Annotated in this window: 16 protein-coding genes and 1 other RNA gene; 5 read left to right on the forward strand and 12 right to left on the reverse strand. The window is 64.0% G+C overall.

The window, feature by feature from the left end; all coding sequences use genetic code 11:
* Window positions 1–85: 85 nt before the first annotated feature.
* From G4D77_RS26690 to gyrA, 10 genes are all read right to left on the reverse strand, one after another.
* On the reverse strand, window positions 86–487 hold the full coding sequence (locus G4D77_RS26690) for a ComEA family DNA-binding protein (protein WP_016449520.1): 402 nt from the start codon (window positions 485–487) through the stop codon (window positions 86–88).
* 260 nt (window positions 488–747) lie between these two features.
* The gene (gene lapB / locus G4D77_RS26695) at window positions 748–1,923 is read right to left on the reverse strand and encodes a lipopolysaccharide assembly protein LapB (RefSeq protein WP_016449519.1); all 1,176 of its coding nucleotides are present in this window, start codon (window positions 1,921–1,923) and stop codon (window positions 748–750) included.
* Window positions 1,913–2,230: a LapA family protein gene (locus G4D77_RS26700; RefSeq protein ID WP_047218011.1), complete on the reverse strand. Its 318-nt coding sequence runs from the start codon at window positions 2,228–2,230 to the stop codon at window positions 1,913–1,915. The genes lapB and G4D77_RS26700 overlap by 11 nt, the downstream gene beginning before the upstream one ends.
* 80 nt (window positions 2,231–2,310) lie before the next feature.
* Window positions 2,311–2,649 (reverse strand): integration host factor subunit beta, encoded by a 339-nt coding sequence (locus G4D77_RS26705; protein ID WP_017404723.1) that lies wholly within the window; start codon window positions 2,647–2,649, stop codon window positions 2,311–2,313.
* Window positions 2,650–2,739: 90 nt separating this feature from the next.
* Window positions 2,740–4,425 (reverse strand): 30S ribosomal protein S1, encoded by a 1,686-nt coding sequence (rpsA, locus tag G4D77_RS26710; RefSeq protein WP_016449516.1) that lies wholly within the window; start codon window positions 4,423–4,425, stop codon window positions 2,740–2,742.
* Window positions 4,426–4,609: 184 nt separating this feature from the next.
* On the reverse strand, window positions 4,610–6,637 hold the full coding sequence (locus G4D77_RS26715) for a bifunctional 3-phosphoshikimate 1-carboxyvinyltransferase/cytidylate kinase (protein WP_154833928.1): 2,028 nt from the start codon (window positions 6,635–6,637) through the stop codon (window positions 4,610–4,612).
* A gap of 102 nt (window positions 6,638–6,739) precedes the next feature.
* Window positions 6,740–7,618, reverse strand: a complete 879-nt coding sequence (locus tag G4D77_RS26720) for a prephenate dehydrogenase (protein WP_016449514.1) — start codon at window positions 7,616–7,618, stop codon at window positions 6,740–6,742.
* Complete coding sequence (gene pheA / locus G4D77_RS26725; RefSeq protein ID WP_016454364.1) at window positions 7,618–8,718, reverse strand: prephenate dehydratase; 1,101 nt, start codon at window positions 8,716–8,718, stop codon at window positions 7,618–7,620. The genes G4D77_RS26720 and pheA overlap by 1 nt, the downstream gene beginning before the upstream one ends.
* Before the next feature lie 18 nt (window positions 8,719–8,736).
* Window positions 8,737–9,846 (reverse strand): 3-phosphoserine/phosphohydroxythreonine transaminase, encoded by a 1,110-nt coding sequence (gene serC, locus G4D77_RS26730; protein WP_154833929.1) that lies wholly within the window; start codon window positions 9,844–9,846, stop codon window positions 8,737–8,739.
* Between the two features lie 123 nt (window positions 9,847–9,969).
* The gene (gene gyrA / locus G4D77_RS26735) at window positions 9,970–12,636 is read right to left on the reverse strand and encodes a DNA gyrase subunit A (RefSeq protein WP_016454362.1); all 2,667 of its coding nucleotides are present in this window, start codon (window positions 12,634–12,636) and stop codon (window positions 9,970–9,972) included.
* 229 nt (window positions 12,637–12,865) lie between these two features.
* On the opposite strand from gyrA, the gene ompA reads away from it, so the two are divergent.
* From ompA to ssrA, 4 genes are all read left to right on the forward strand, one after another.
* The gene (ompA, locus tag G4D77_RS26740) at window positions 12,866–13,525 is read left to right on the forward strand and encodes an outer membrane protein OmpA (protein WP_016449510.1); all 660 of its coding nucleotides are present in this window, start codon (window positions 12,866–12,868) and stop codon (window positions 13,523–13,525) included.
* Window positions 13,526–13,610: 85 nt separating this feature from the next.
* Complete coding sequence (gene ubiG, locus G4D77_RS26745; RefSeq protein WP_017406940.1) at window positions 13,611–14,333, forward strand: bifunctional 2-polyprenyl-6-hydroxyphenol methylase/3-demethylubiquinol 3-O-methyltransferase UbiG; 723 nt, start codon at window positions 13,611–13,613, stop codon at window positions 14,331–14,333.
* Between the two features lie 5 nt (window positions 14,334–14,338).
* On the forward strand, window positions 14,339–15,004 hold the full coding sequence (locus G4D77_RS26750; RefSeq protein WP_016449508.1) for an HAD-IA family hydrolase: 666 nt from the start codon (window positions 14,339–14,341) through the stop codon (window positions 15,002–15,004).
* A 12-nt stretch (window positions 15,005–15,016) separates the two neighbouring features.
* Window positions 15,017–15,394, forward strand: a transfer-messenger RNA (tmRNA) gene (ssrA, locus tag G4D77_RS26755).
* A 76-nt stretch (window positions 15,395–15,470) separates the two neighbouring features.
* Here the strand turns inward: ssrA and G4D77_RS26760 are convergent.
* The gene (locus G4D77_RS26760; RefSeq protein ID WP_016453327.1) at window positions 15,471–15,689 is read right to left on the reverse strand and encodes a hypothetical protein; all 219 of its coding nucleotides are present in this window, start codon (window positions 15,687–15,689) and stop codon (window positions 15,471–15,473) included.
* Between the two features lie 62 nt (window positions 15,690–15,751).
* Window positions 15,752–16,048: an H-NS histone family protein gene (locus G4D77_RS26765; protein ID WP_016449506.1), complete on the reverse strand. Its 297-nt coding sequence runs from the start codon at window positions 16,046–16,048 to the stop codon at window positions 15,752–15,754.
* A gap of 466 nt (window positions 16,049–16,514) precedes the next feature.
* Here G4D77_RS26765 and G4D77_RS26770 point away from each other — a divergent pair, with 466 nt between their 5' ends.
* Entirely contained in the window at window positions 16,515–20,336 is a 3,822-nt protein-coding gene (locus G4D77_RS26770) for an ExeM/NucH family extracellular endonuclease (protein WP_154833931.1), read from the forward strand.
* Window positions 20,337–20,887 lie beyond the last annotated feature (551 nt).

The raw sequence follows: 20,887 nt of genomic DNA on the forward strand, positions 1-20,887 counted from the left end.
GTTTCAGGCTATGGCCGCGCATACCCCGAGGGTCGTACGCATGAAAAACCCGCCGAAGCGGGTTGGATAGAGACAGTTCGCGTCTTCAGGAGGCCGAGCCGGCCTTGGCTGGAGTGGCCGGCTTTGCCGCCTGCTCCTTGGTCGGCTTGGCGCCCTGGGCCGCCGTGTCCTTGCCCCCCTTGGCCGCAGTGTCCTTGGCATCAGGCTTGGCGCTGTGGCCTTTGTAGCTGCTGCCGTTGACAGTCAGGCCTTCGCCCGAAAACTTGGTGGCGGTCGGTTCCGCCACACCCTTGACCCGTGCGATGAAGTCGGGCCAGTCCTTGAAGGGGGCGGATTTGCGTTCCTCGAGAATGCGTGCCGACATGGCCGGGCCTATGCCCTTGATGGATGTCAGTTCGGCTTCATTCGCCTTGTTGGCTTCCACAGCGGCCAAAGCCATCACGGACCACAACAGCGCAATGAAGCCAGCCATCAATTTTCTGAACATACAAACCTCCTGATCCCTCAATGTTGAGGGCCGCAACATTGCGACCCAGAAGCATCTTATGCAGGCCTCTGGCGTGCCGCCAGGCAGTCGCGGGCTCCAGGAGGCCGGCGCAGGCACGGCCGCACGCGCCCAAAGCCAATGGCCACGCGCCCTCCAGGGCGGTTTCTAGGAATACTCTGAAAATACACTGGCCATGCCGTGTTTGCCAATGGGGGTGACGCGGTGCCGGGGATATGGCCGCCTTTCGCCACCCCGGCCCATCACAGCTCCTCGACGCGCCGGGCCGGGTAGCTGTCCCAGCTCTGGCAGCCGGGGCAGTGCCAGAAATGCTGGCGCGCCTCGAAGCCGCAGGCCGCGCAGCGGTAGCGGGTCAGCGGTTTGGCGGCGTGGTCCAGCGCGCGTTGCACGGCTGGGTGGTATTGCTCCTCGGACAGTTTCTCGCCAGCCAGCCACTGCGCAGCAGCCACCAGGGAAGGTTCCCGGTCCAGATGCTGGACCAGGCGGGCGCGTCCCGGTGCCTTGGTTTCACCATCGGTGCTCTGTTCTTCAATTTGAGCGTCCAGCGCAACCAACGCCTGCAGCAGGTCCAGCGAAGGTGCCTGGGCGTATTGCTGGCTGAGCAGCTGGTGGACATGCTGGCGTTGGCCTGTGGCGGCTGCGATGTCCACCAGCAACTGAGCTGCCAGCGGCAGCGCGGCGGGGGACTGCTCGGCCAGGCTTTCCAGCGTTTGCAAGGCCTGGGCCGATTGCCCCATGCGATGCTGCAACTGGGCATGCTCCAGGCGCGGTCGCGCAGCCTGGGGTGCTGTGGTGATGGCTTGCTGCAGCCGCTGCAGCGCCTCGGCCTGCTGGCCCTGCGTGAGCAAGGACTGGGCGTCTTCGCACAGGTAGTGCGCCAGCCGGCCACTGAAGTCCCCCTGGTTGGCATCCTGCATGCGGCGAGCAATGGCGGCGGCCTGTGTCCAGTCGCGCGAGCGCTCGTAAATGGCCAGCAGGGCCAGGCGGGCCTCGGCCTCGAAAGCCGTGCCTTCCAGGCGGCGCAGCGCGTCCTCGGCGCGATCGAGCAGGCCTGCCTTCAGAAAGTCCTGGGCCAGCGCGTGCTGGGCGCGGTCGCGGTCCACGCGGCTGAGGTCGCCGCGCGACAGCAGGTGCTCATGCACGCGCACGGCGCGGTTGTATTCGCCGCGGCGGCGAAAGAGATTGCCCAGGGCGAAGTGCAGCTCCGAGGTGTCGGGGTCGTTCTGCACGGCTTCGATGAAGGCGTCGATGGCCTTGTCCTGCTGCTCGTTGAGCAGGAAGTTCAGGCCCTTGAAATAGGCCTTGGGCGCCTGGCGGTTTTCGGCGCGGATCTGCCTCAGGTCCCAGCGCGAGGCCAGCCAGCCCAGCACGAAGGCCACGGGCAGGCCCAGCAGTATCCAGCTCAGATCAAATTCCATGCACGTCGCCCGGCAGGATGGGGGAGGGGGGCGCCTTGGGCGCCGTGGCTGGCGCCGCTCCTTCGGCTGCAGGCGCGGTGCCCTGGGTCGAGCGCGCGGCATTGCGGTGCTTGAGCCAGCGCGGCACCATGCCCAGCACGCCCACGATCAGGCCCAGGGCGAAGGCGGCCAGCACCACCAGTACCAGCGGCGCAGTCCAGGAGGTGCCGAAGAAGAAGTGCACCGTCGCGTCCTGCTGATTGTTCAGTGCGAAGGCGAACAGCGTAAAAAAAATGGCCGCCTTGAGCAGCCACAGGAAGTACTTCATGTGTTCCCTTGTGTGACGGGAACGATTCTAGAGCCTGGCGGTGACGACGGCTGCAGTGCGCGCAGCCGGCAAGCCGGCTTTCAGGCGGCAGGGCCGGTGCCTGCGGAACTGGCGGCAACCGTGTCGGGCGCCGCGCCGGGGCGCAGGTCCACGGCTTCGCGCAGGGCCTTGCCGGGCTTGAAGTGCGGCACGCGCTTGGACGGAATGTGGACGGCCTCGCCGCTGCGGGGATTGCGGCCCATGCGGGGCGGGCGGTGGTTGACCGAGAAACTTCCAAAGCCGCGGATTTCGATGCGATGGCCGCGCACCAGGGCATCGCTGACGGCGTCAAGAATCGTCTTGACGGCCTGCTCGGCGTCGCGCTGGCTCAGTTGGCCAAAGCGTGCTGCGAGTTCTTCGACGAGATCGGATCGGGTCATCAAGGATAGGAATCAGGGGTTGAAATGGCGACGGGCGCCCGGAGGCACCCGTCGCATCCGACCTTCAGCGGTCAGCAGACTGGCTGCTGATTACTTGTCGGAGTTGTCCAGCTTGGCGCGCAGCAGGGCGCCCAGGCTGGTCGTGCCGGCGTTTTCCTTGGCCGACTGGGCGGACAGGGAAGCCATGGCTTCTTGCTGGTCAACCTGGTCCTTGGCCTTGATCGACAGCTGGATGTTGCGGGTCTTGCGATCCACATTGACCACCACGGCGGTGATCTCGTCGCCTTCCTTCAGCACCGAGCGGGCATCTTCCACGCGGTCCACGGCGATTTCCGAAGCGCGCAGGTAGCCGACGATGTCTTCGCCCAGATCGATTTCAGCACCGCGTGCGTCCACCGTCTTGACCTTGCCCGACACGATCTGGCCCTTGTCGTTCACGGTCACGAAGGTCGTGAAGGGATCGCTGTCCAGCTGCTTGATGCCCAGGGAGATGCGCTCGCGCTCGACGTCCACGGCCAGCACGATGGCTTCGACTTCCTGGCCCTTCTTGTAGTTGCGCACGGCAGCTTCGCCGGGCTCGTTCCAGGACAGGTCGGACAGGTGCACCAGGCCGTCGATACCGGCAGCCAGACCCACGAACACGCCGAAGTCGGTGATCGACTTGATCGGGCCCTTGACGCGGTCGCCGCGCTTGGTGTTCTGCGCGAACTCTTGCCAGGGGTTGGCCTTGCACTGCTTCATGCCCAGCGAGATGCGACGCTTGTCTTCGTCGATCTCCAGCACCATGACTTCGACTTCGTCACCCAGGGTCACGAGCTTGGTCGGAGCAATGTTCTTGTTGGTCCAGTCCATTTCGGAGACGTGCACCAGGCCTTCGATGCCGGGTTCCAGCTCGACGAACGCGCCGTAGTCGGCAATGTTCGTGACCTTGCCGAACAGGCGGGTGCTGGAGGGGTAGCGGCGCGAAACGCCCATCCACGGGTCGTCGCCCATTTGCTTCAGACCCAGCGAGACACGGTTCTTCTCGGTGTCGAACTTGAGGATCTTGGCCGTGATTTCCTGGCCAGCCTGCACGACTTCCGAAGGATGACGCACGCGGCGCCATGCCATGTCGGTGATGTGCAGCAGGCCGTCGATGCCGCCCAGGTCCACGAACGCACCGTATTCGGTGATGTTCTTGACCACGCCTTGAACGATGGCGCCTTCCTTCAGCGTCTCCATCAGCTTGGCGCGCTCTTCGCCCATCGAGGCTTCGACCACGGCGCGGCGGCTCAGCACCACGTTGTTGCGCTTGCGGTCCAGCTTGATGACCTTGAACTCCATCGTCTTGTTTTCGTACGGAGTCAGGTCCTTGATCGGACGGGTGTCGATCAGCGAACCGGGCAGGAAGGCGCGGATGCCGTTGACCAGCACCGTCAGACCGCCCTTGACCTTGCCGGAGGTCGTGCCGGTCACGAATTCGCCCGATTCCAGGGCCTTTTCCAGAGCCAGCCACGAGGCCAGGCGCTTGGCGGTGTCGCGCGACAGGATGGTGTCGCCGTAGCCGTTTTCGATCGAGCCGATGGCGACCGACACAAAGTCGCCCACCTGGACTTCGATTTCTCCCTGGTCGTTCTTGAATTCGTCGATCGGCACATAGGCTTCCGACTTCAGGCCAGCGTTCACGACGACGAAGTTGTGCTCGACGCGCACGACTTCAGCGGTGATGACCTCGCCAGGACGCATTTCCGTGCGTTGCAGCGATTCTTCAAACAGGGAGGCAAAAGATTCAGACATGTATTTCCTTGCCCGCAAACAGGTTTCCGTTGGCACCATTGCCAAGCGTTTCTAGGACTGTTTGCGGAGGTGTTGTGGGTTCAACCACGGGGTTGGAGTCTATGAACCTCGGGCCGTACACGGGGCGGTGCCGCCATGTCTGGGCCCTGAGGGCGGGTTGCCGACCGTGCGGCGCAACTGGCAATCAGTCGCGGCCGAACGGCTGGCGTTCCTGCCACCATGAAAGCACCTGCTCTGCCACCTCTTCGATGGAAAGCTCGGAGCTGTCAAGCAGCATGGAATCCTGGGCGGGCTTGAGGGGGGCAACGCTGCGGTTCATGTCCCGCGCATCGCGTGCTTCAAGGTCTGCCCGAAGGGCGCTTATGTTAGCGGCAATTCCTTTGGAAATCAACTGCTTATGCCGGCGCTCGGCGCGACAGGCGGCGGAGGCCGACAAATAGACCTTGAGGGGAGCATGGGGAAAGATCACCGTGCCCATGTCGCGGCCGTCGGCGACCAGTCCCGGCAGCTGCTGGAAGGACAGTTGCAGGTCCACCAGTGCATCGCGCACGGCCGGCAGGGCCGAGACGCGCGAGGCGTTCATGCCCGACTCCTCGCTGCGCAGGATCAGGGTGACATCCTCGTCGCCCAGCCAGATGCGCTGCTCGGCATCAAAGCGCACGGGCAGCGCGCGCGCCAGCGCGGCAATCTGCGGGGCGTGGGATTCGTCCAGCACCATGCCGGCCCGCGACGCGGCCAGTCCTGTGAGGCGGTACAGCGCGCCCGAGTCCAGCAGGTGGTAGCCCAGGGCCTCGGCCACCTCGGCGGCGATGGTTCCTTTGCCGGAGGCGGTGGGGCCATCGATGCAGATCACGGGGATGCGGGCACGGGCGGTCTCGCAGACCGAGAACAGGGCCTCGAAGTAGTCGGGGAAGGTCTTGGCGACGCACTTGGGGTCTTCGATGCGCACCGGCAGGGCGGCCGGGTTGAAGGCCGCCAGCGAGAAGCACATGGCCACGCGGTGATCGTCGTAGGTGTGGATGCTGGCCGCGCGCCATGCGGCGGTGGATGCGGGTGGTGTGACGCGGATGAAGTCCGCGCCTTCCTCGACTTCGGCGCCCAGCTTGCGCAGCTCCTTGGTCATGGCCGCGATGCGGTCGGTCTCCTTGACGCGCCAGCTTGCGATGTTGCGCAGCGTGGTCGTGCCATCGGCATACAGGGCCATGACGGCCAGCGTCATGGCGGCATCGGGGATGTGGTTGCAGTCCAGGTCGATGGCCTTGAGCGGCCAGGCGCCACGGCGGATGCGCAGCCAGTTCGGGCCTCCCTCCACCTCGGCGCCCATGGCGCGCGCGGCTTCGACAAAGCGGATATCGCCCTGGATGGAGTCCAGTCCCACGCCGAGGATGCGGATGCCTTCGGCGCTGTCCGAGGCGATGGCGCCCAGTGCGATGAAGTAGCTGGCCGACGAGGCGTCTGCCTCGACATGGATCTCGCCCGGCGAGCGGTAGCGACTGCCGGCCGGGATGGTGAAGCGCTGCCAGTTCTCGTTGTGCACGGCGATGCCGAAGCGGGCCAGCAACTCCAGCGTGATATGGATGTAGGGCTTGGAGATCAGCTCGCCCACGACTTCGATGGTGATGTCGCGCGTGGTGGCCAGCAGCGGCAGCGCCATCAGCAGCGAGGTCAGGAACTGGCTGGAGACATCGCCACGCACCTGGATGGGGCTGTGCGGCAGCTGCGAGAGATCGGGCTGGCGGATGTGCAGCGGAGGAAAGCCCTCGTTGCCCAGATAGTCGATGCGGCAGCCGAGCTGGCGCAGCGCATCGACCAGATCGCCGATGGGGCGCTCATGCATGCGCGGCACGCCGCTGAGTTGGAAGTCGCCGCCCAGCACGGACAGGGCAGCCGTCAGCGGCCGCATGGCCGTGCCGGCGTTGCCCATGAACAGCTCGGCACTGGCGCCGGAGGGCAGGACGCCGCCCAGGCCGGTGATGCGCACAGGCTGGCCGAGGGTGATGGAGGTGGGCTCCACCGTGCAGCCCAGTTGCTGCAGGGCCCGGAGCATGACGCGCGTGTCGTCCGAGTCAAGCAGGTCGTGGACCACGGTCGTTCCCTGGCTCAGCGCTGCCAGCAGCAGCACGCGGTTCGAGATGCTCTTGGAGCCTGGCAGGCTCACCGTGCCCTGAGCGCGGGAAAGAGGGGGGATATCGAGGAAGGCGGTACTGAACATGGCAATTCGGAGGCAAACAGGCTGTCGGAAGGCATTGCGGCCGCGCTGGCCGCAATCCACAGATGCGCTCGGGGGCGCTTGGAGCGCGGCCGCCGTTGCGCGTCAGCGGCGCGGTACGCCCATGCGCCAGTGGGCACGCGCCGCGCTGGCCAGGGTCAGGTGGTCTTCCAGGCCTTGGCCGTCGCCGGCCTGGATCAGGCATTCGAGTTGCTGCAGCGCCTGCTGGAACTGGCGCGACTGCGCCAGCACCTGTTCGCTGTTGGCCAGCAGCACATCGCGCCACATCTTGGGGTCGCCTGCTGCAATGCGCGTGAAGTCACGGAAGCCGGGGCCGGCCAGGGACAGCACCTCATCGGAATCGGGCTGGGTGATCACGCTTTGCATCATGGCGAAGGCCAGCAGATGCGGCAGGTGGCTGACCGTGGCAAAGGCGCTGTCGTGGGCTTCTGGCGACATGGCGCGCACGCGGCAGCCCAGCAGCTCCCACAGGGACTGGGCCTTTTGCAGGTGCTCGGTCAGTGTGCGTTCCGTGGGCGTCAGGATGACCTGTGCGCCCTTGTACAGCTGGGGGTCGGAATGCTCGACGCCCGAGACTTCCTTGCCCGCAATGGGGTGGGCCGGCACGAAGGAGCCGAGCTGGTCGCGCAATGCCGAGCGGGCGGCATGCACCACATCGACCTTGGTGGAGCCCACGTCCATGATCATCATCCCGGGCGTGACCAGGTGCTTGATGGACTTGAGCGTGGCCTCGGTGGCCGCCACGGGCACCGCCAGCAGCACCAGGTCTGCGCCGGCGGCGGCCAGCAGGGCCGAGGGTGCCTCCACATCGATGACGCCCATCTGGCGTGCGCGCTCGGTGGTGGACGGGGATTTGCTGTAGCCCACGACACGCTTGACCAGCCCGGCCTGCTTGAGCGCCAGCGCGAACGAGCCGCCCATGAGGCCGCAGCCGATCAACCCCAGTTGTTCGAACGGCTGCATCACTTGGAGACCGGATAGGTGCCCAGCACCTTGTAGAAGGCGCACAGCTCGCGCAGCTCTTGCAGCGCGCTGGCCACGTTGGGCTGGGCCGGGTGACCTTCGAGGTCGATGTAGAAGTAGTACTCCCACTGGCCGGTGCGTGCGGGGCGCGATTCGAAGCGCGTCATGGAGACGCCGTGCCGCTTGAGCGGTACCAGCAGGTCATGCACGGCGCCGGGACGGTTGGGCACGGAGATGATGATGCTGGTGCAATCCTGCCCGCTGGGCGCGGGCGTCGCCAGCGTGTGCGGCAGGCAGATGACGGCGAAGCGCGTACGGTTGTAGGCATCGTCCTGAATGGCATGCGCCACCACGTGCAGGCCGAATTGCTGGGCCGCGCGTTCGCTGGCCAGGCCGGCGATGTCGGGGTGCAGCGCCGCCAGGCGGGCGCCTTCGGCGTTGCTGGACACCGGGCGGCGTTCGGCATGCGGCAGATGCTTGGACAGCCAGCCCTGACATTGGGCCAGGGCCTGGGGGTGAGCCGCAACCACCTTGATGCCTTCGGTCGTGTTGGTGCTGCGCAGCAGGTTGTGGCGCACCAGCAGGCTGACCTCTCCCACCACGTGGCAGGGCGTATGCAGGAACATGTCCAGCGAGCGCGTGACCACGCCTTCGTTGGAGTTTTCCACGCCCACCACTCCGTACTGCGCGCTGCCCGCGGCCGTGGCGTGGAACACCTCGTCGAAGCTGTTGCAGTACATCAGGTCGGCCGCGCCGCCGAAATACTGGATGGCCGCTTCCTCGCAGAACGTGCCCGCCGGGCCCAGCACGGCCACGCGCTGGGGTGACTCCAGAGCCAGGCAGGCCGACATGATCTCGCGCCAGATCGCCGAGACATGGGCGTTCTTGAGCGGGCCGGGGTTGGCGGACTCGATCTTCTGGATGACCTGGGCCACGCGGTCAGGGCGGAAGAAGGGCGTGCCTTCCCGCTTCTTGACCTCGCCGACCTGCTCGGCCACGCGGGCGCGTCGGTTCAGCAGATCCAGCAGTTGCTGGTCGATATCGTCGATCTGCACGCGCAGATGCGCCAGATCGGGAGAGGCTTGGGGTGGGGTGCTCATGGAAGGGGGTGTGGTCGGTCAGGCGTTGCGCTGTTCGAATTCGCGCATGTACTCCACCAGCGCCTGCACGCCAGCGATGGGCATGGCGTTGTAGATGCTGGCACGCATGCCGCCGACGGACTTGTGGCCCTTGAGCTGCAGCAGGCCGCGTTCCCGGGCTCCGGCCAGGAAGGCGTCATTGCGCGACTCGTCGCGCAGGAAGAAAGGGATGTTCATGCGCGAGCGGCAATTGGCAGCGACCTTGTTCACGTAGAACGAGGACTGGTCCACGTACTGGTAGAACAGGTCGGCCTTGGCGATATTGCGCGCCTGCAGGGCCGCCACGCCGGTCAGGCCGCCTTCGGTCTGGCGCTTGATCCACTGGAAGGTCAGGCCCGCGATGTAGATGCCCCAGGTGGGCGGCGTGTTGTACATCGACTGGTTGTCGGCCACGGTCTTGTAGTCGAAAGCCGAAGGGCAGGCGGGCAGGGCGTGGCCCAGCAGGTCCTCACGCACGATGACCAGGGTCAGGCCGGCCGGGCCCAGGTTCTTTTGCGCACCGCCGAACGCCAGGCCCACGCGGCTCCAATCGACGGGGCGCGAGGCCACGTGCGAGGAGAAATCCACCACCAGCGGAGCATCGCAGTCCAGCGCCTTCAGGTCGGGCAGTTCCTGGAACTCCACGCCATGGATGGTTTCGTTGCTGCAGATGTGTACGTAGCTGGCGCCACGGCTCAGTTGCCAGCTTTCAGGGGCGGGCAGGGTGGTGAATTGGCTGTCCTCGCCGCTGGCTGCGATGTGTGCATCGGCCACGTACTTGCGTGCTTCCTTGGCCGACTTCTGGCTCCAGCTGCCGCTGAGCACGAAGTCCACCGTGCCGGCGCGCGACAGGTTCAGCGGAACGATGGCGTTCTCGGCCAGGCCGCCGCCCTGCATGAACAGAATCTTGAATTCGGGCGGCACGGCCAGCAGCTCGCGCAGATCGGCCTCGGCCTGTTCGTAGATGGAGATGAACTCCTTGCCGCGGTGGCTCATCTCCATCACGCTCATGCCGGACCCGTGCCAGTCGAGCATTTCGGCGGCTGCCTGCTGCAGCACTTCGGCGGGAATGGCGGCAGGGCCGGCGGAGAAGTTGTAAGGGCGGTTCATGGAGTTCACTGTCAAGTCACGCGCAGGCGCCAGTTCGGGCCGGGCCTGCAACTGTCAAAAATCTGGGCCGCCGCTACGGCTGCACTCCCGGTGTGGGAGGCAGCCCCAGCGGCGGCCGGGTCATCAGGCGGGCTCGCCCGTGCCTTCGGCAGCGGCTTCGTCGCCGCCCGGGGCTTCCTCGCCCGTGGCCTCGCCCTCGACTTCGTTGGCATCGTTTTCGACGATGCGCTGCAGGCCGCCCAGCTTGGCGCCTTCGTCCAGCGAGATCAGCGTCACGCCCTGGGTGGCTCGGCCCAGCTCGCGGATTTCCGACACCCGGGTACGCACCAGCACGCCAGTGTCGGTGATCAGCATGATTTCGTCATCGGCGTGGACCAGGGTGGCGGCGACCACCTTGCCGTTACGCTCGGACTGCTGGATGGCAATCATGCCCTTGGTGCCTCGGCCATGGCGCGTGTACTCGACGATGGAGGTGCGCTTGCCGTAGCCGTTTTCCGTGGCCGTGAGCACGCTTTGCGATTCGTCCTCGGCCACCAGCATCGCGATCACGCTCTGGCCCTCTTCCAGGGTCATGCCCTTGACGCCGCGCGCGTTGCGGCCCATGGGGCGCACGTCGTTTTCGTCGAATCGAACGGCCTTGCCGCCGTCGCTGAACAGCATCACGTCATGCTTGCCGTCGGTGAGGGCTGCGCCGATCAGGAAATCGCCCTCGTCCAGGCCCACGGCGATGATGCCGGCCTTGCGCGGGTTGGAGAACTCGTCCAGCGCCGTCTTCTTCACGGTGCCCATGCTGGTGGACATGAACACATAGTGGTCGGCCGGGAAGCTGCGGTACTCGCCCGTCAGCGGCAGCACCACGTTGATCTTCTCGCCATCCTGCAGAGGGAACATGTTGACGATGGGGCGGCCACGCGAACCGCGCGAGCCCGCCGGCACTTCCCAGACCTTGAGCCAGTACAGGCGGCCGCGGTTGGAAAAGCACAGCAGGTAGTCGTGCGTGTTGGCGATGAACAGCTGGTCGATCCAGTCGTCTTCCTTGGTGGCCGTGGCCTGCTTGCCGCGGCCGCCGCGCTTTTGCGAGCGGTACTCGGACAGCGGCTGGCTCTTGATGTAGCCCGTGTGGCTGAGCGTGACCACCATGTCGGTGGGCGTGATCAGGTCCTCGGTGGACAGGTCCTGCGCGCTGTACTCGACCGTGCTGCGGCGGGCTCCAACCTTGCTCTGGCCGAACTCGGCCTTGATCTGCTTGAGTTCGTCGCCAATGATGGCCGACACGCGCTCGGGCTTGGACAGGATGTCCAGCAGGTCCTCGATGATGGACATCACGTCCTTGTACTCGGCGACGATCTTGTCCTGCTCCAGGCCGGTCAGGCGCTGCAGGCGCATCTGCAGGATTTCCTGGGCCTGGGTCTCGGACAGGCGGTACAGGCCATCGGCCTGCATGCCGAATTCGCGCTCCAGGCCGTCGGGGCGGTAGTCGTCGGCGTTGACCACGCCGCCATCGGTGCGGGTGCGCGTGAGCATCTCGCGCACCAGCTTGCTGTCCCAGTTGCGCGTCATCAGTTCGGCCTTGGCCACAGGCGGCGTCGGCGCGTTGCGGATGATGGCGATGAAGTCGTCGATGTTGGCCAGCGCGACCGCCAGGCCTTCCAGCACATGGCCGCGCTCGCGCGCCTTGCGCAGTTCATAGACCGTGCGGCGCGTGACCACTTCGCGGCGGTGCTGCAGGAAGACCTCGACCAGATCCTTCAGATTGCACAGCTTGGGCTGGCCATCGACCAGCGCCACCATGTTCATGCCGAAGGTGTCTTGCAGCTGGGTCAGCTTGTACAGGTTGTTGAGCACGACCTCGGGCACTTCGCCGCGCTTGAGCTCGATCACCAGGCGCATGCCCGACTTGTCGGACTCGTCCTGGATGTGGCTGATGCCCTCGATCTTCTTTTCGTGCACCAGCTCGGCCATGCGCTCCTGCAGCGTCTTCTTGTTGACCTGGTAGGGCAGCTCATCGACGATGATGGCCTGGCGCTGGCCGCGGTCGATGTCCTCGAAGTGGCACTTGGCACGCATCACCACGCGTCCGCGACCCGTGCGATAGCCCTCCTTGACACCGTTGATGCCATAGATGATGCCGGCCGTCGGGAAGTCGGGCGCGGGGATGATCTCCATCAGCTCGTCGATGGTGGCCTGGGGCGTCTGCAGCAGGTGCAGGCAGGCGTCCACCACCTCGTTGAGGTTGTGCGGTGGAATATTGGTGGCCATGCCCACGGCAATGCCCGAGGAACCGTTGACCAGCAGATTGGGCAGCCGCGCAGGCAGCACCAGCGGCTCGCGCTCGCTGCCGTCGTAGTTCGGGCCGTAATCGACCGTTTCCTTGTCGATATCGCCCAGCATTTCATGGGCAATCTTGGACAGGCGGATTTCGGTGTAACGCATCGCCGCCGCGCTGTCCCCGTCCACCGAACCGAAGTTGCCCTGACCGTCCACCAGCATGTGGCGCAGCGAGAAATCCTGCGCCATGCGCACGATGGTGTCGTACACCGCACTGTCGCCGTGCGGGTGGTATTTACCTATCACATCGCCGACGATACGCGCCGACTTCTTGTACGGCCGGTTCCAGTCGTTGTTGAGCTCGTGCATGGCAAAAAGCACGCGCCGATGCACAGGCTTGAGACCATCTCGCGCATCGGGCAGCGCCCGGCCCACGATCACGCTCATTGCGTAATCGAGATAGCTGCGACGCATCTCCTCTTCGAGGCTGATGGGCAGGGTTTCTTTAGCAAACTGGGTCATGTGTGGCGATACTCTGACGGCGGGAAAAGGCCCATTTTAGGTCGAATGACGTGTAGCAGCCGAGCAACATAACCCTGGAATTCCGCCGCTGTCCTACTTGTTGGCCCCCGCTTGGCGGTCCGTCTGCATGTGACGTATGGCACAATCAATTCAACGTTTTTGGTGATGGTCACTGATGACGTCCACAGATTCGCAGCCCTGCTGCGGCTTTTTCCCCAAGAGGAGAACCATGAAGAAACTGAACAAAGTGGCGATGTTGTTTGCCTCTGCCGCCCTCGCAACGGCCGCTGGCGCACAAGTGAAGGCTGCTGACGGTGGCAAGACCATCGACAACTGGCAAAACGGCACCAGCGAACTGGTGTGGAAGAACGGCACGAACGAACTGTGCTGGCGCGATGCCAACTGGACGCCCGCCACTGCAGCTGCTGACTGCGACGGCGCTCTGAAGCCTGTGGCCGCCGCTGTGGCTCCCGCCGCAACGCCCGCTCCGGCAACTCCCGCACCCGCACCGGCACCCGCTCCGGCCGTGGCCTCCAAGGTGACCTTCTCTGCCGACGCTTTCTTCGACTTCGACAAGTCGGTTCTGAAGCCCGAAGGCAAGGCCAAGCTGGATGACCTGGCCTCCAAGGTCAAGGGTATCAACCTGGAAGTGGTCATCGCCGTCGGTCACACCGACTCCGTTGGCTCTGACGCCTACAACCAGAAGCTGTCGGTTCGCCGCGCTGAAGCTGTGAAGGCTTACCTGGTGTCCAAGGGCATCGAAAAGAACCGCGTCTACACTGAAGGCAAGGGCGAAAAGCAGCCCATCGCCGACAACAAGACCAAGGAAGGCCGCGCGAAGAACCGTCGCGTGGAAATCGAAGTGGTCGGCACCCGCGCCGCCCAGTAATCTTTCGATTGCTTCTCGCAAAAGCCCCGGCAACGGGGCTTTTTTTATGGCTGAACGGTCGCTGCAATCGCCGACAATCGACTCCATGAGCAACGCAATCAACCTCAACGCCGACCCGGCGGAGCTGGAGAAATTCTCCAGCCTGGCCCATCGCTGGTGGGACCCGGAAAGTGAGTTCAAACCCCTGCATCAGATCAATCCGCTGCGGCTGGACTGGATCGATGCGCAAGTTCCCTTGAAGGGGCGCAGAATTCTGGATGTCGGGTGTGGCGGCGGCATCCTTGCCGACTCCATGGCGCGCAAGGGTGCGCGCGAAGTGGTTGGCATCGATCTGGCCACCAAGGCATTGCGCGTGGCCCAGCTGCATGCACTGGAGACGGGTACGCCCAACATCCACTACCACGAAGTGAGTGTGGAGCGTCTGGCACAGGAGCAGCCTGGTTCCTTTGACGTGGTGACCTGCATGGAGATGCTGGAGCATGTGCCCGATCCCGCCTCCGTGGTATCGGCCTGTGCTGAGCTGGTCAAGCCTGGCGGCTGGGTGTTCTTCTCCACGATCAACCGCAGTGCAAAGGCCTTCGGTCTGGCCATCGTCGCGGCAGAATACCTGCTCAAGATGATTCCCAAGGGTACGCATGAGTACGCGAAACTGATCCAGCCCAGCGAACTCGCCATGTTCGCCCGTCAGGCTGGCCTTGATCTGCAGGCCAGCAAAGGCCTGCAGCACAACCCCATCACAGGGCGCTACTGGCTCAGTGCAGACACATCTGTGAACTACATGCTGGCCACGCGCCGGGCCGAAGGGTAAGCCGCATGTGGAAAGAAGTCCGAGCCGTGCTGTTCGATCTGGACGGCACCTTGATCGACAGTGCACCAGACCTGGGTGCAGCCGCAGACAGGATGCGTACGGATCGGGGTATGCCTTCAATTCCCTATGAGCGATATCGACCCATGGCGGGCGCGGGGGCGCGGGGCATGCTGGGGGTGGGGTTCGGGCTCACGCCCGACTCGCCCGAGTTTGCGCAGATGCGCGAGGAGTTCTTCCGCAACTACGAGCAATGCATGACAGAGCGCACCTATGCGTTCGAGGGTGTCGAGGAACTGATTGCGCGACTCCAGGCTGTGTCCATGCCCTGGGGCGTGGTCACGAACAAGTCCATGCGCTTTACCGATCCGCTGACGCAACAGATGCCGCTGTTCGCAACTGCGTCAGCCGTCGTCAGCGGCGACACCACGCCCCATGCAAAGCCCCATCCTGCACCCTTGCTGGAGGCTGCCGCGCGTATCGGCCTTCCTCCCGAGAGTTTTGTCTATGTCGGTGACGACGAGCGCGACATCGTTGCAGGCAAGGCCGCAGGCATGAAGACCGTGGCGGCTTGCTACGGCTACCTTGGCGCAGCCGGCGATACGCTGCACTGGCAGGCGGATGCGCAAATCAATTCTCCGCTGGAGCTCTTGAAACTGCTGGAAAGAGGCTAAGATAGGAGCCTTGGGGCTGTCCTGGTTTCGACGTGGGTTCGGGACCGGTGTGGTGCATGTCGAGCTTGATTGACGCTCGTAAATCTCCATTCAAAAAACTAACTGCAAACGACGAACGTTTCGCACTCGCCGCTTAAATCCGGTGAGCCTTGCAACAGCACGCTGATGGGCTGGGCAAGGGGGTAGCAATACCTCCCGGCTGCAAGGGAATTCACATCAGCTGGCTGCGTGCTGGGCTTCTTAGTACGTGGCAAGATCCAAGGAAGCTGGCATCCCGGGTAGCGTGCGCCTGCGCGACTCGGGAGGCGAGACTCAAAACAGAACGCTAAACATGTAGATCTGCCCGGCGAAGGCTTGCGGACGCGGGTTCAATTCCCGCCAGCTCCACCATCCAAGATACCGCCACACACTGAAGACCTCAGTGTGTGGCGGTTTTTTCTTGCCTGTTCGTTGCCTCGCGCCCGCCTCAGTGGCTGTTCATGTCGGGCATGGGCTGCTGGGACAGTTCCTGGATCAGCGTCAGGCGGAAATGTGCCAGGGCCTTGGCTCCATGCTGTATGTGGTTCAGGTCTGCCACTCCGCCGATGCCCGACACCAGCAGTTCGGGCTTGGTCGACAAAATGACTTCTATGAAGTGGTCGGCCAGTTCTGCAGCCAACAGCGTGTCCGAGTTCTGTTTGCTCATGTGTGCTTGCTCCTGGTGATGGAAGCACATGGTATGGCATCGCGCCTGAATATGGCTGGCGATCAGATGGCGAGGCTTGCGCGGTCCTTGCCTTCTATCCACTTGGGCGGCTTTCCGCGGCCTGTCCATGTTGCGCCGGTTTCGGGGTTGCGGAATTTGGGTTCGCCCACGCTGCGCTGTCCGGTCTTGCGAGGTTTGATCCTGGCGGAGGGGAAGACATCCTCTTTCGTCAGGCCATATTGCTGCACCATGGCCTTTGCTTCAGTGATCGCATCCGTTCTTGCGTGCTTGATCAGAGCGTCGATCTTTTTCTCAAGATCGGCTTTTTGTTGCAGCAGGGCCCTGTAGTCGGATGTCATGGCGATGATGATTTTCAGTGGGAGATGCGCGTGTATATCACGGGAATGAATATTTTGTAAGTTATGAGTAAGAAAAAGAGTGTGGGAGTGTGCGGACGCACGAAAAGCCACCAGCGACGTGGCGCGTTCAAGACGGGTGACGAGGATGGTTGTGGCGACGAGGCGCGCCCAAGAAAAAGGCCAGCGGCTTGCGCTGGCCTGGGAAGAAAGAGCCGGTGCCTTTTTGAAGGCTTCCTGGGGGAATGAGAGGGAGGGAGGAGGAAATGCCCCAGGGCCGGCAATGAAACGATTCAGAAACTGGGTGCAATGATGCATGCCGTGTGGGGAGTGGCAGATGGGTGAGCGGCCAGTCTGCGCGTAGGACGCGGGAGCATCCGCCGAGTCACAGGCTGGTCATGTCCATGCGCGATAAACCGAAAGTTGCGCAACCACGGGGGGATGCGCATTATTTTTTTATTGCACATCCATGTCCATTGCCCGCACGCTGATTCCGTTTATGTTCAACCCGGCCAATCCGATGAGTCCGCCGCTGCAGCGCCATCGTTGGCGTCTGTATGGTGCAGGCCTGCTTCTTTCGGCCTCCGCCGGCGTATGGGCGCAGGTTCCTTTCACTGGCACCTATGCGCAGAATTTCGACACCCTGGCCGCGTCCGGGACGGGGCTGGCCTGGGCCAATGACAGCACCCTGCCGGGCTGGTTTCTCTTCAACAGGAGCCTGGCGGCCATCACTGCATATGCGGCAGGCAATGGCGCGTCCAATGCCGGCAGCTTCTACAGCCTGGGGCTGGATGCGGACCGTGCATTGGGTGGCGTGGCATCGGGTGGAGCTTACTTTGGCAGCCCCTCCCAGGGTGCCGTGGCCGGCTGGATTGCACTGGCGATGCGCAATGACACGGGCGGCGCGGTGGATGGGATCAGCCTGCGATTCAGTGGCGAGCAATGGCGCAATGGCGGCAACACCTCCGAGCAGCCCATGGAGCTGGAGTACGGCATGGGCGCGACCTTTGCCGATGTGCCTGAATGGCTGCCTGCCGGTGCGAATTTCAATTGGAAATCGCCGATCGCTACCGGTACTGCCGCCCCGGTGGATGGCAATGTGGCCGGACGGGTGAATGATGTGGGCGGCGATCTGCGCGGTCTGGGCTGGGCGCCAGGGGCCACGTTGTGGCTGCGTTGGGTCGAACTCAATGATGTGGGCAACGATCACGGCCTGGCCGTTGACGATGTCTCCATCGCCCTGGCACTGCCCGATACCACGCCACCCACTGTGCAGGCCACCATTCCTGCTGCGGCGGCAACCGGGGTGGCGCTGAATCCCGAAATCAAGCTGAGCTTTGATGAGGCGGTGAAACCCGGTAGCGGCAGCTTCGAACTGCGCCAGGGCAGCACCGTGGTGGCAATGCTGCAGGCTGGCGATGCGGCGAAGGTGAAATTCAGTGGCTCGACCATCACGCTCAACGCCGGTGTACGGCTGGCGGTCAATACGTCCTACAGCCTGGTTCCCGTGGGCGAGCCGGTGTTGGATACCTCGGGCAATGTGTGGACCGGCACGGCGCTGGGCTTCACGACGGGGGACGAGCCGCCCATCACCAGAATTTCTGCACTCCAGGGTTCCGGCGACCAGTCTCCCCTGGTGGGGCAGAAGGTGACAGTGAGCGCCGTGGTAACGGCCTATATGTCAGGGTTGAGCGGCTTCTTCGTGCAGGAGGAGGAGGCGGATTCCGATGGCGATGCTGCCACCTCGGAGGGCGTCTTCGTCTATTACGGCAATGCGAATCCCGGGGTGGATGAGGGCACGGTAGGCAAGCTGGTGCAGGTCTCCGCCTCGGTGAGCGAGTTTCGCAACCAGACCCAGCTCAGCGCCGTCACGGACTTCGTGGTCCGTGGCGCGGCCGCCTTGCCGGAGCCCGTGCGCGTCACGCTGCCTGTCAGCGACATGGGGCAGTGGGAGCGTCTGGAGGGGATGCGTGTGGAGGTCGCGTCCGCCACTGCGGGCGGCAAGCTGGTGGTGAGCGACAACCGCACGCTGGGCCGCTACGGCAATGTCACGCTGTCTGCCGACGCGCCGCTGGCGCAGTACACCGAACTCAATGCGCCCAGCGTGACGGGCTATGCCGCCTATGTGCAGACATTGCAGCGCAGCCAGATCATTCTGGATGATCGCTCTGGCGCACAGAATCCAGCCTCTGTGCCGGGCCGCGGCGGACAGTCTCTGTCGGCCTCCAACACGCTGCGTGCCGGCGATGGCGTGGACCGTGTCATCGGCGTGCTCGATCAGTTCTCGGATGCAGCTGCCAGCGAGCCGTATCTGACCAGCTACCGCGTACAGCCCACGCAGACGCCGCAGTTCTCGGGGGCGGTGCGTCCCTCGGCTGCTCAGTTGCAGCAGGCTGTGGGGGCGGCATCGCTCAAGATTGCCTCGGCCAACGTGCTCAATTTCTTCAACCTGACGGGCGCCACCAGCGGCTCTTCCCAGGTGATGTTCAGCACGCCCCTGGGCAATCAGCAGGGTATTCGTGGTGCCAACAGCATTGCCGAGCTGGACAGGCAGCGCGCCAAGATCGTGGCCAATCTGCTGGGGCTGGGCGCCGATGTGTATGGCCTGATGGAGGTGCAGAACAACGGCTTTGGCCCGGGCAGCGCCATCCAGGATCTGGCCGACGCCTTGAACGCGAGTGCGGACAAGCCTGCCGGCGCCGTGTATGCGGTGGTCAAGGCGCCTTTCAGCGAGGCTTCAGGTACGGTGGCGGGTGCTGGCACGGATGCGATCACCGTGGCCATCCTCTATCGCAGCGATCGTGTCACACCGGTGGGCAGCGCAGCGGCACCCAGCGTCACCACCTACGACGCCTTCAACCCAGGCGTTGGCGGCGCTCGCGTACCGATTGCACAGACTTTTGCGGTAGGCGGCAGCACGGAGCAGTTCACGCTGGTGGTGAATCACTTCAAATCCAAGGGCAGTGTGCTTAGCAGCCCCGGCAATGCAGACGCACTTGACGGCCAGGGCGCCAACAACGCCGCGCGTGTGAAGACGGCCGAGCAACTGAGCAGCTGGCTGGCAACCCGGCCCACAGGCACGACCAGTCCGCATGTGGTGCTGGTCGGGGATTTCAATGCGTACTCGAAGGAGGACCCCATCAAGGCGCTGGAGGATGGCGGCTACGCCAAGGTGTCTCAGGGCCTGTCCTATGCGTTCGATGGAATGTGGGGCTCGCTGGACCATGTGCTGGTAAGTGCCAGCCTGCAGCCGAGCGTGGGGCGCGCGGTCAAGTGGGCCATCAATGCCGAGGAGCCTGAAGTCCTGGACTACAACCTCGAGTTCAAGTCGCTGGACCAGCAGGCCGGCTTCTATGCGCCGACGGCCTATCGTTCCAGCGACCACAATCCGATTTTGCTGGGTCTGAATTTCGGTGGGCAGGCGCCATCGCTCAGTGGCTTGCCCGCCAATGCGCAATCCGTGGTGGTTGGCCAGGCGGCCGATCTGGCCGATGTGCAGGTGGCAGATGCCGACAGCCCTGTCGTGACGCTGTCCATTGTTGCCAGCAACGGGCAGGTGCTTGGACTGGAGGACGCCGATGCCGCGCAGCCGGGCATACAGTTGCGCGGCAGCCCCGCTCAGGTGTCGGAGCAGTTTCGCTCCGCCGTCTATCTGGCATCGGTGGCCGGTTCGGCCAGCTTGCAACTGAGCGTGAGCGATGGGGTCCATGCGGCTGTGACTGCCAGCTATCCGTTGCTGGCGGCTGCTGCAGGTCCTGTGGACCAGGCCAACCGCTTCAACATCACCGGGTCGGGCCAGATGGCGGTATCGGGCGAAGTCGCCGGCGGCGGTATCAACTGCCGCCTGGCCGAGCCGCCTCAGGTCATGGCGGCGCCTGGCACACCGCGTCCGGGGGCTGTGGTGCCCCACGGACTGCTGAAGCTGAATACCGATGGCTGTGATGCGGGTGCGCTCGTGACTGTCAAGCTGACCTATCCCAGTGATCTGCCCAACGGTGCCGAGTACTGGAAGTGGGGGCGCACAAGCGACAACGCCACGCAGCACTGGTATCGGATACCGGCAACGCTGCAGGGGCGCGTCGTCTCCTTCGTGCTGCGCGATGGTGGCCTGGGTGATGACGATCTGGTGGCCAACGGCCGGGTGGAAGATCCCTCTGCACTGGTTGTGCCTGCTGCGGCGGTCGGCGGCGGCACGGCAGCGGCGATTCCTTCACTGAGCGAATGGGCTGTGGCTCTGCTGAGTCTGATGATGGGCGGGCTGGCCATCCGTTTGCGCCGCCGCGGTTCCTGATCCGGCAACGGGAAAGGCCCGGCTTGCGCTTGGCGCGGGCCGGGCCTGTTGCATTGCGCGAAGGAAATCTGCAGTCAGGGCATTGCCTGGATGCGATGGAGTTCAGAGAAATTTGGCGTGCAGTTGCAGGCCGGTGCGCGATGGATGCGCGATGGCAGTGTTGAGGCGAAGAAAAAGCGCCTGCTGTGGACGCTGCCTCAATGCAACTGATGCATTGAATATTCAGAAATGATCGTGCTTTAAAAAAAGAGCCTGGCTAACCGGCATACCGCTGGCTGGCAAAAACGACTGCAGGCTGAACTGGCCTGACGAGTCGCCCCACGATGAAACTGAACTGCTGCAACACCATGAATGCTGCGGCATGGGTTGAATCATATACGCAAACAAGAATCATTCTCAAATAAACCTGTGCTTTTCTCTGGAATTGAGAAAAAACTTGCCTTTGTGCCCGTTTCGGTTGTTGCCAGGGCGCCTGAGCGATCGTCGTCAAGAAAAAACGCCCCGGCTGCGGAGGCGGCCGGGGCGCTGAATGGAGCGTTCCATGCGATCAA

Origin of the sequence: Delftia sp. WY8 (assembly GCF_018437695.1) — a bacterium.
In the GTDB taxonomy this organism is placed as follows: Bacteria; Pseudomonadota; Gammaproteobacteria; order Burkholderiales; family Burkholderiaceae_C; genus Comamonas; species Comamonas tsuruhatensis.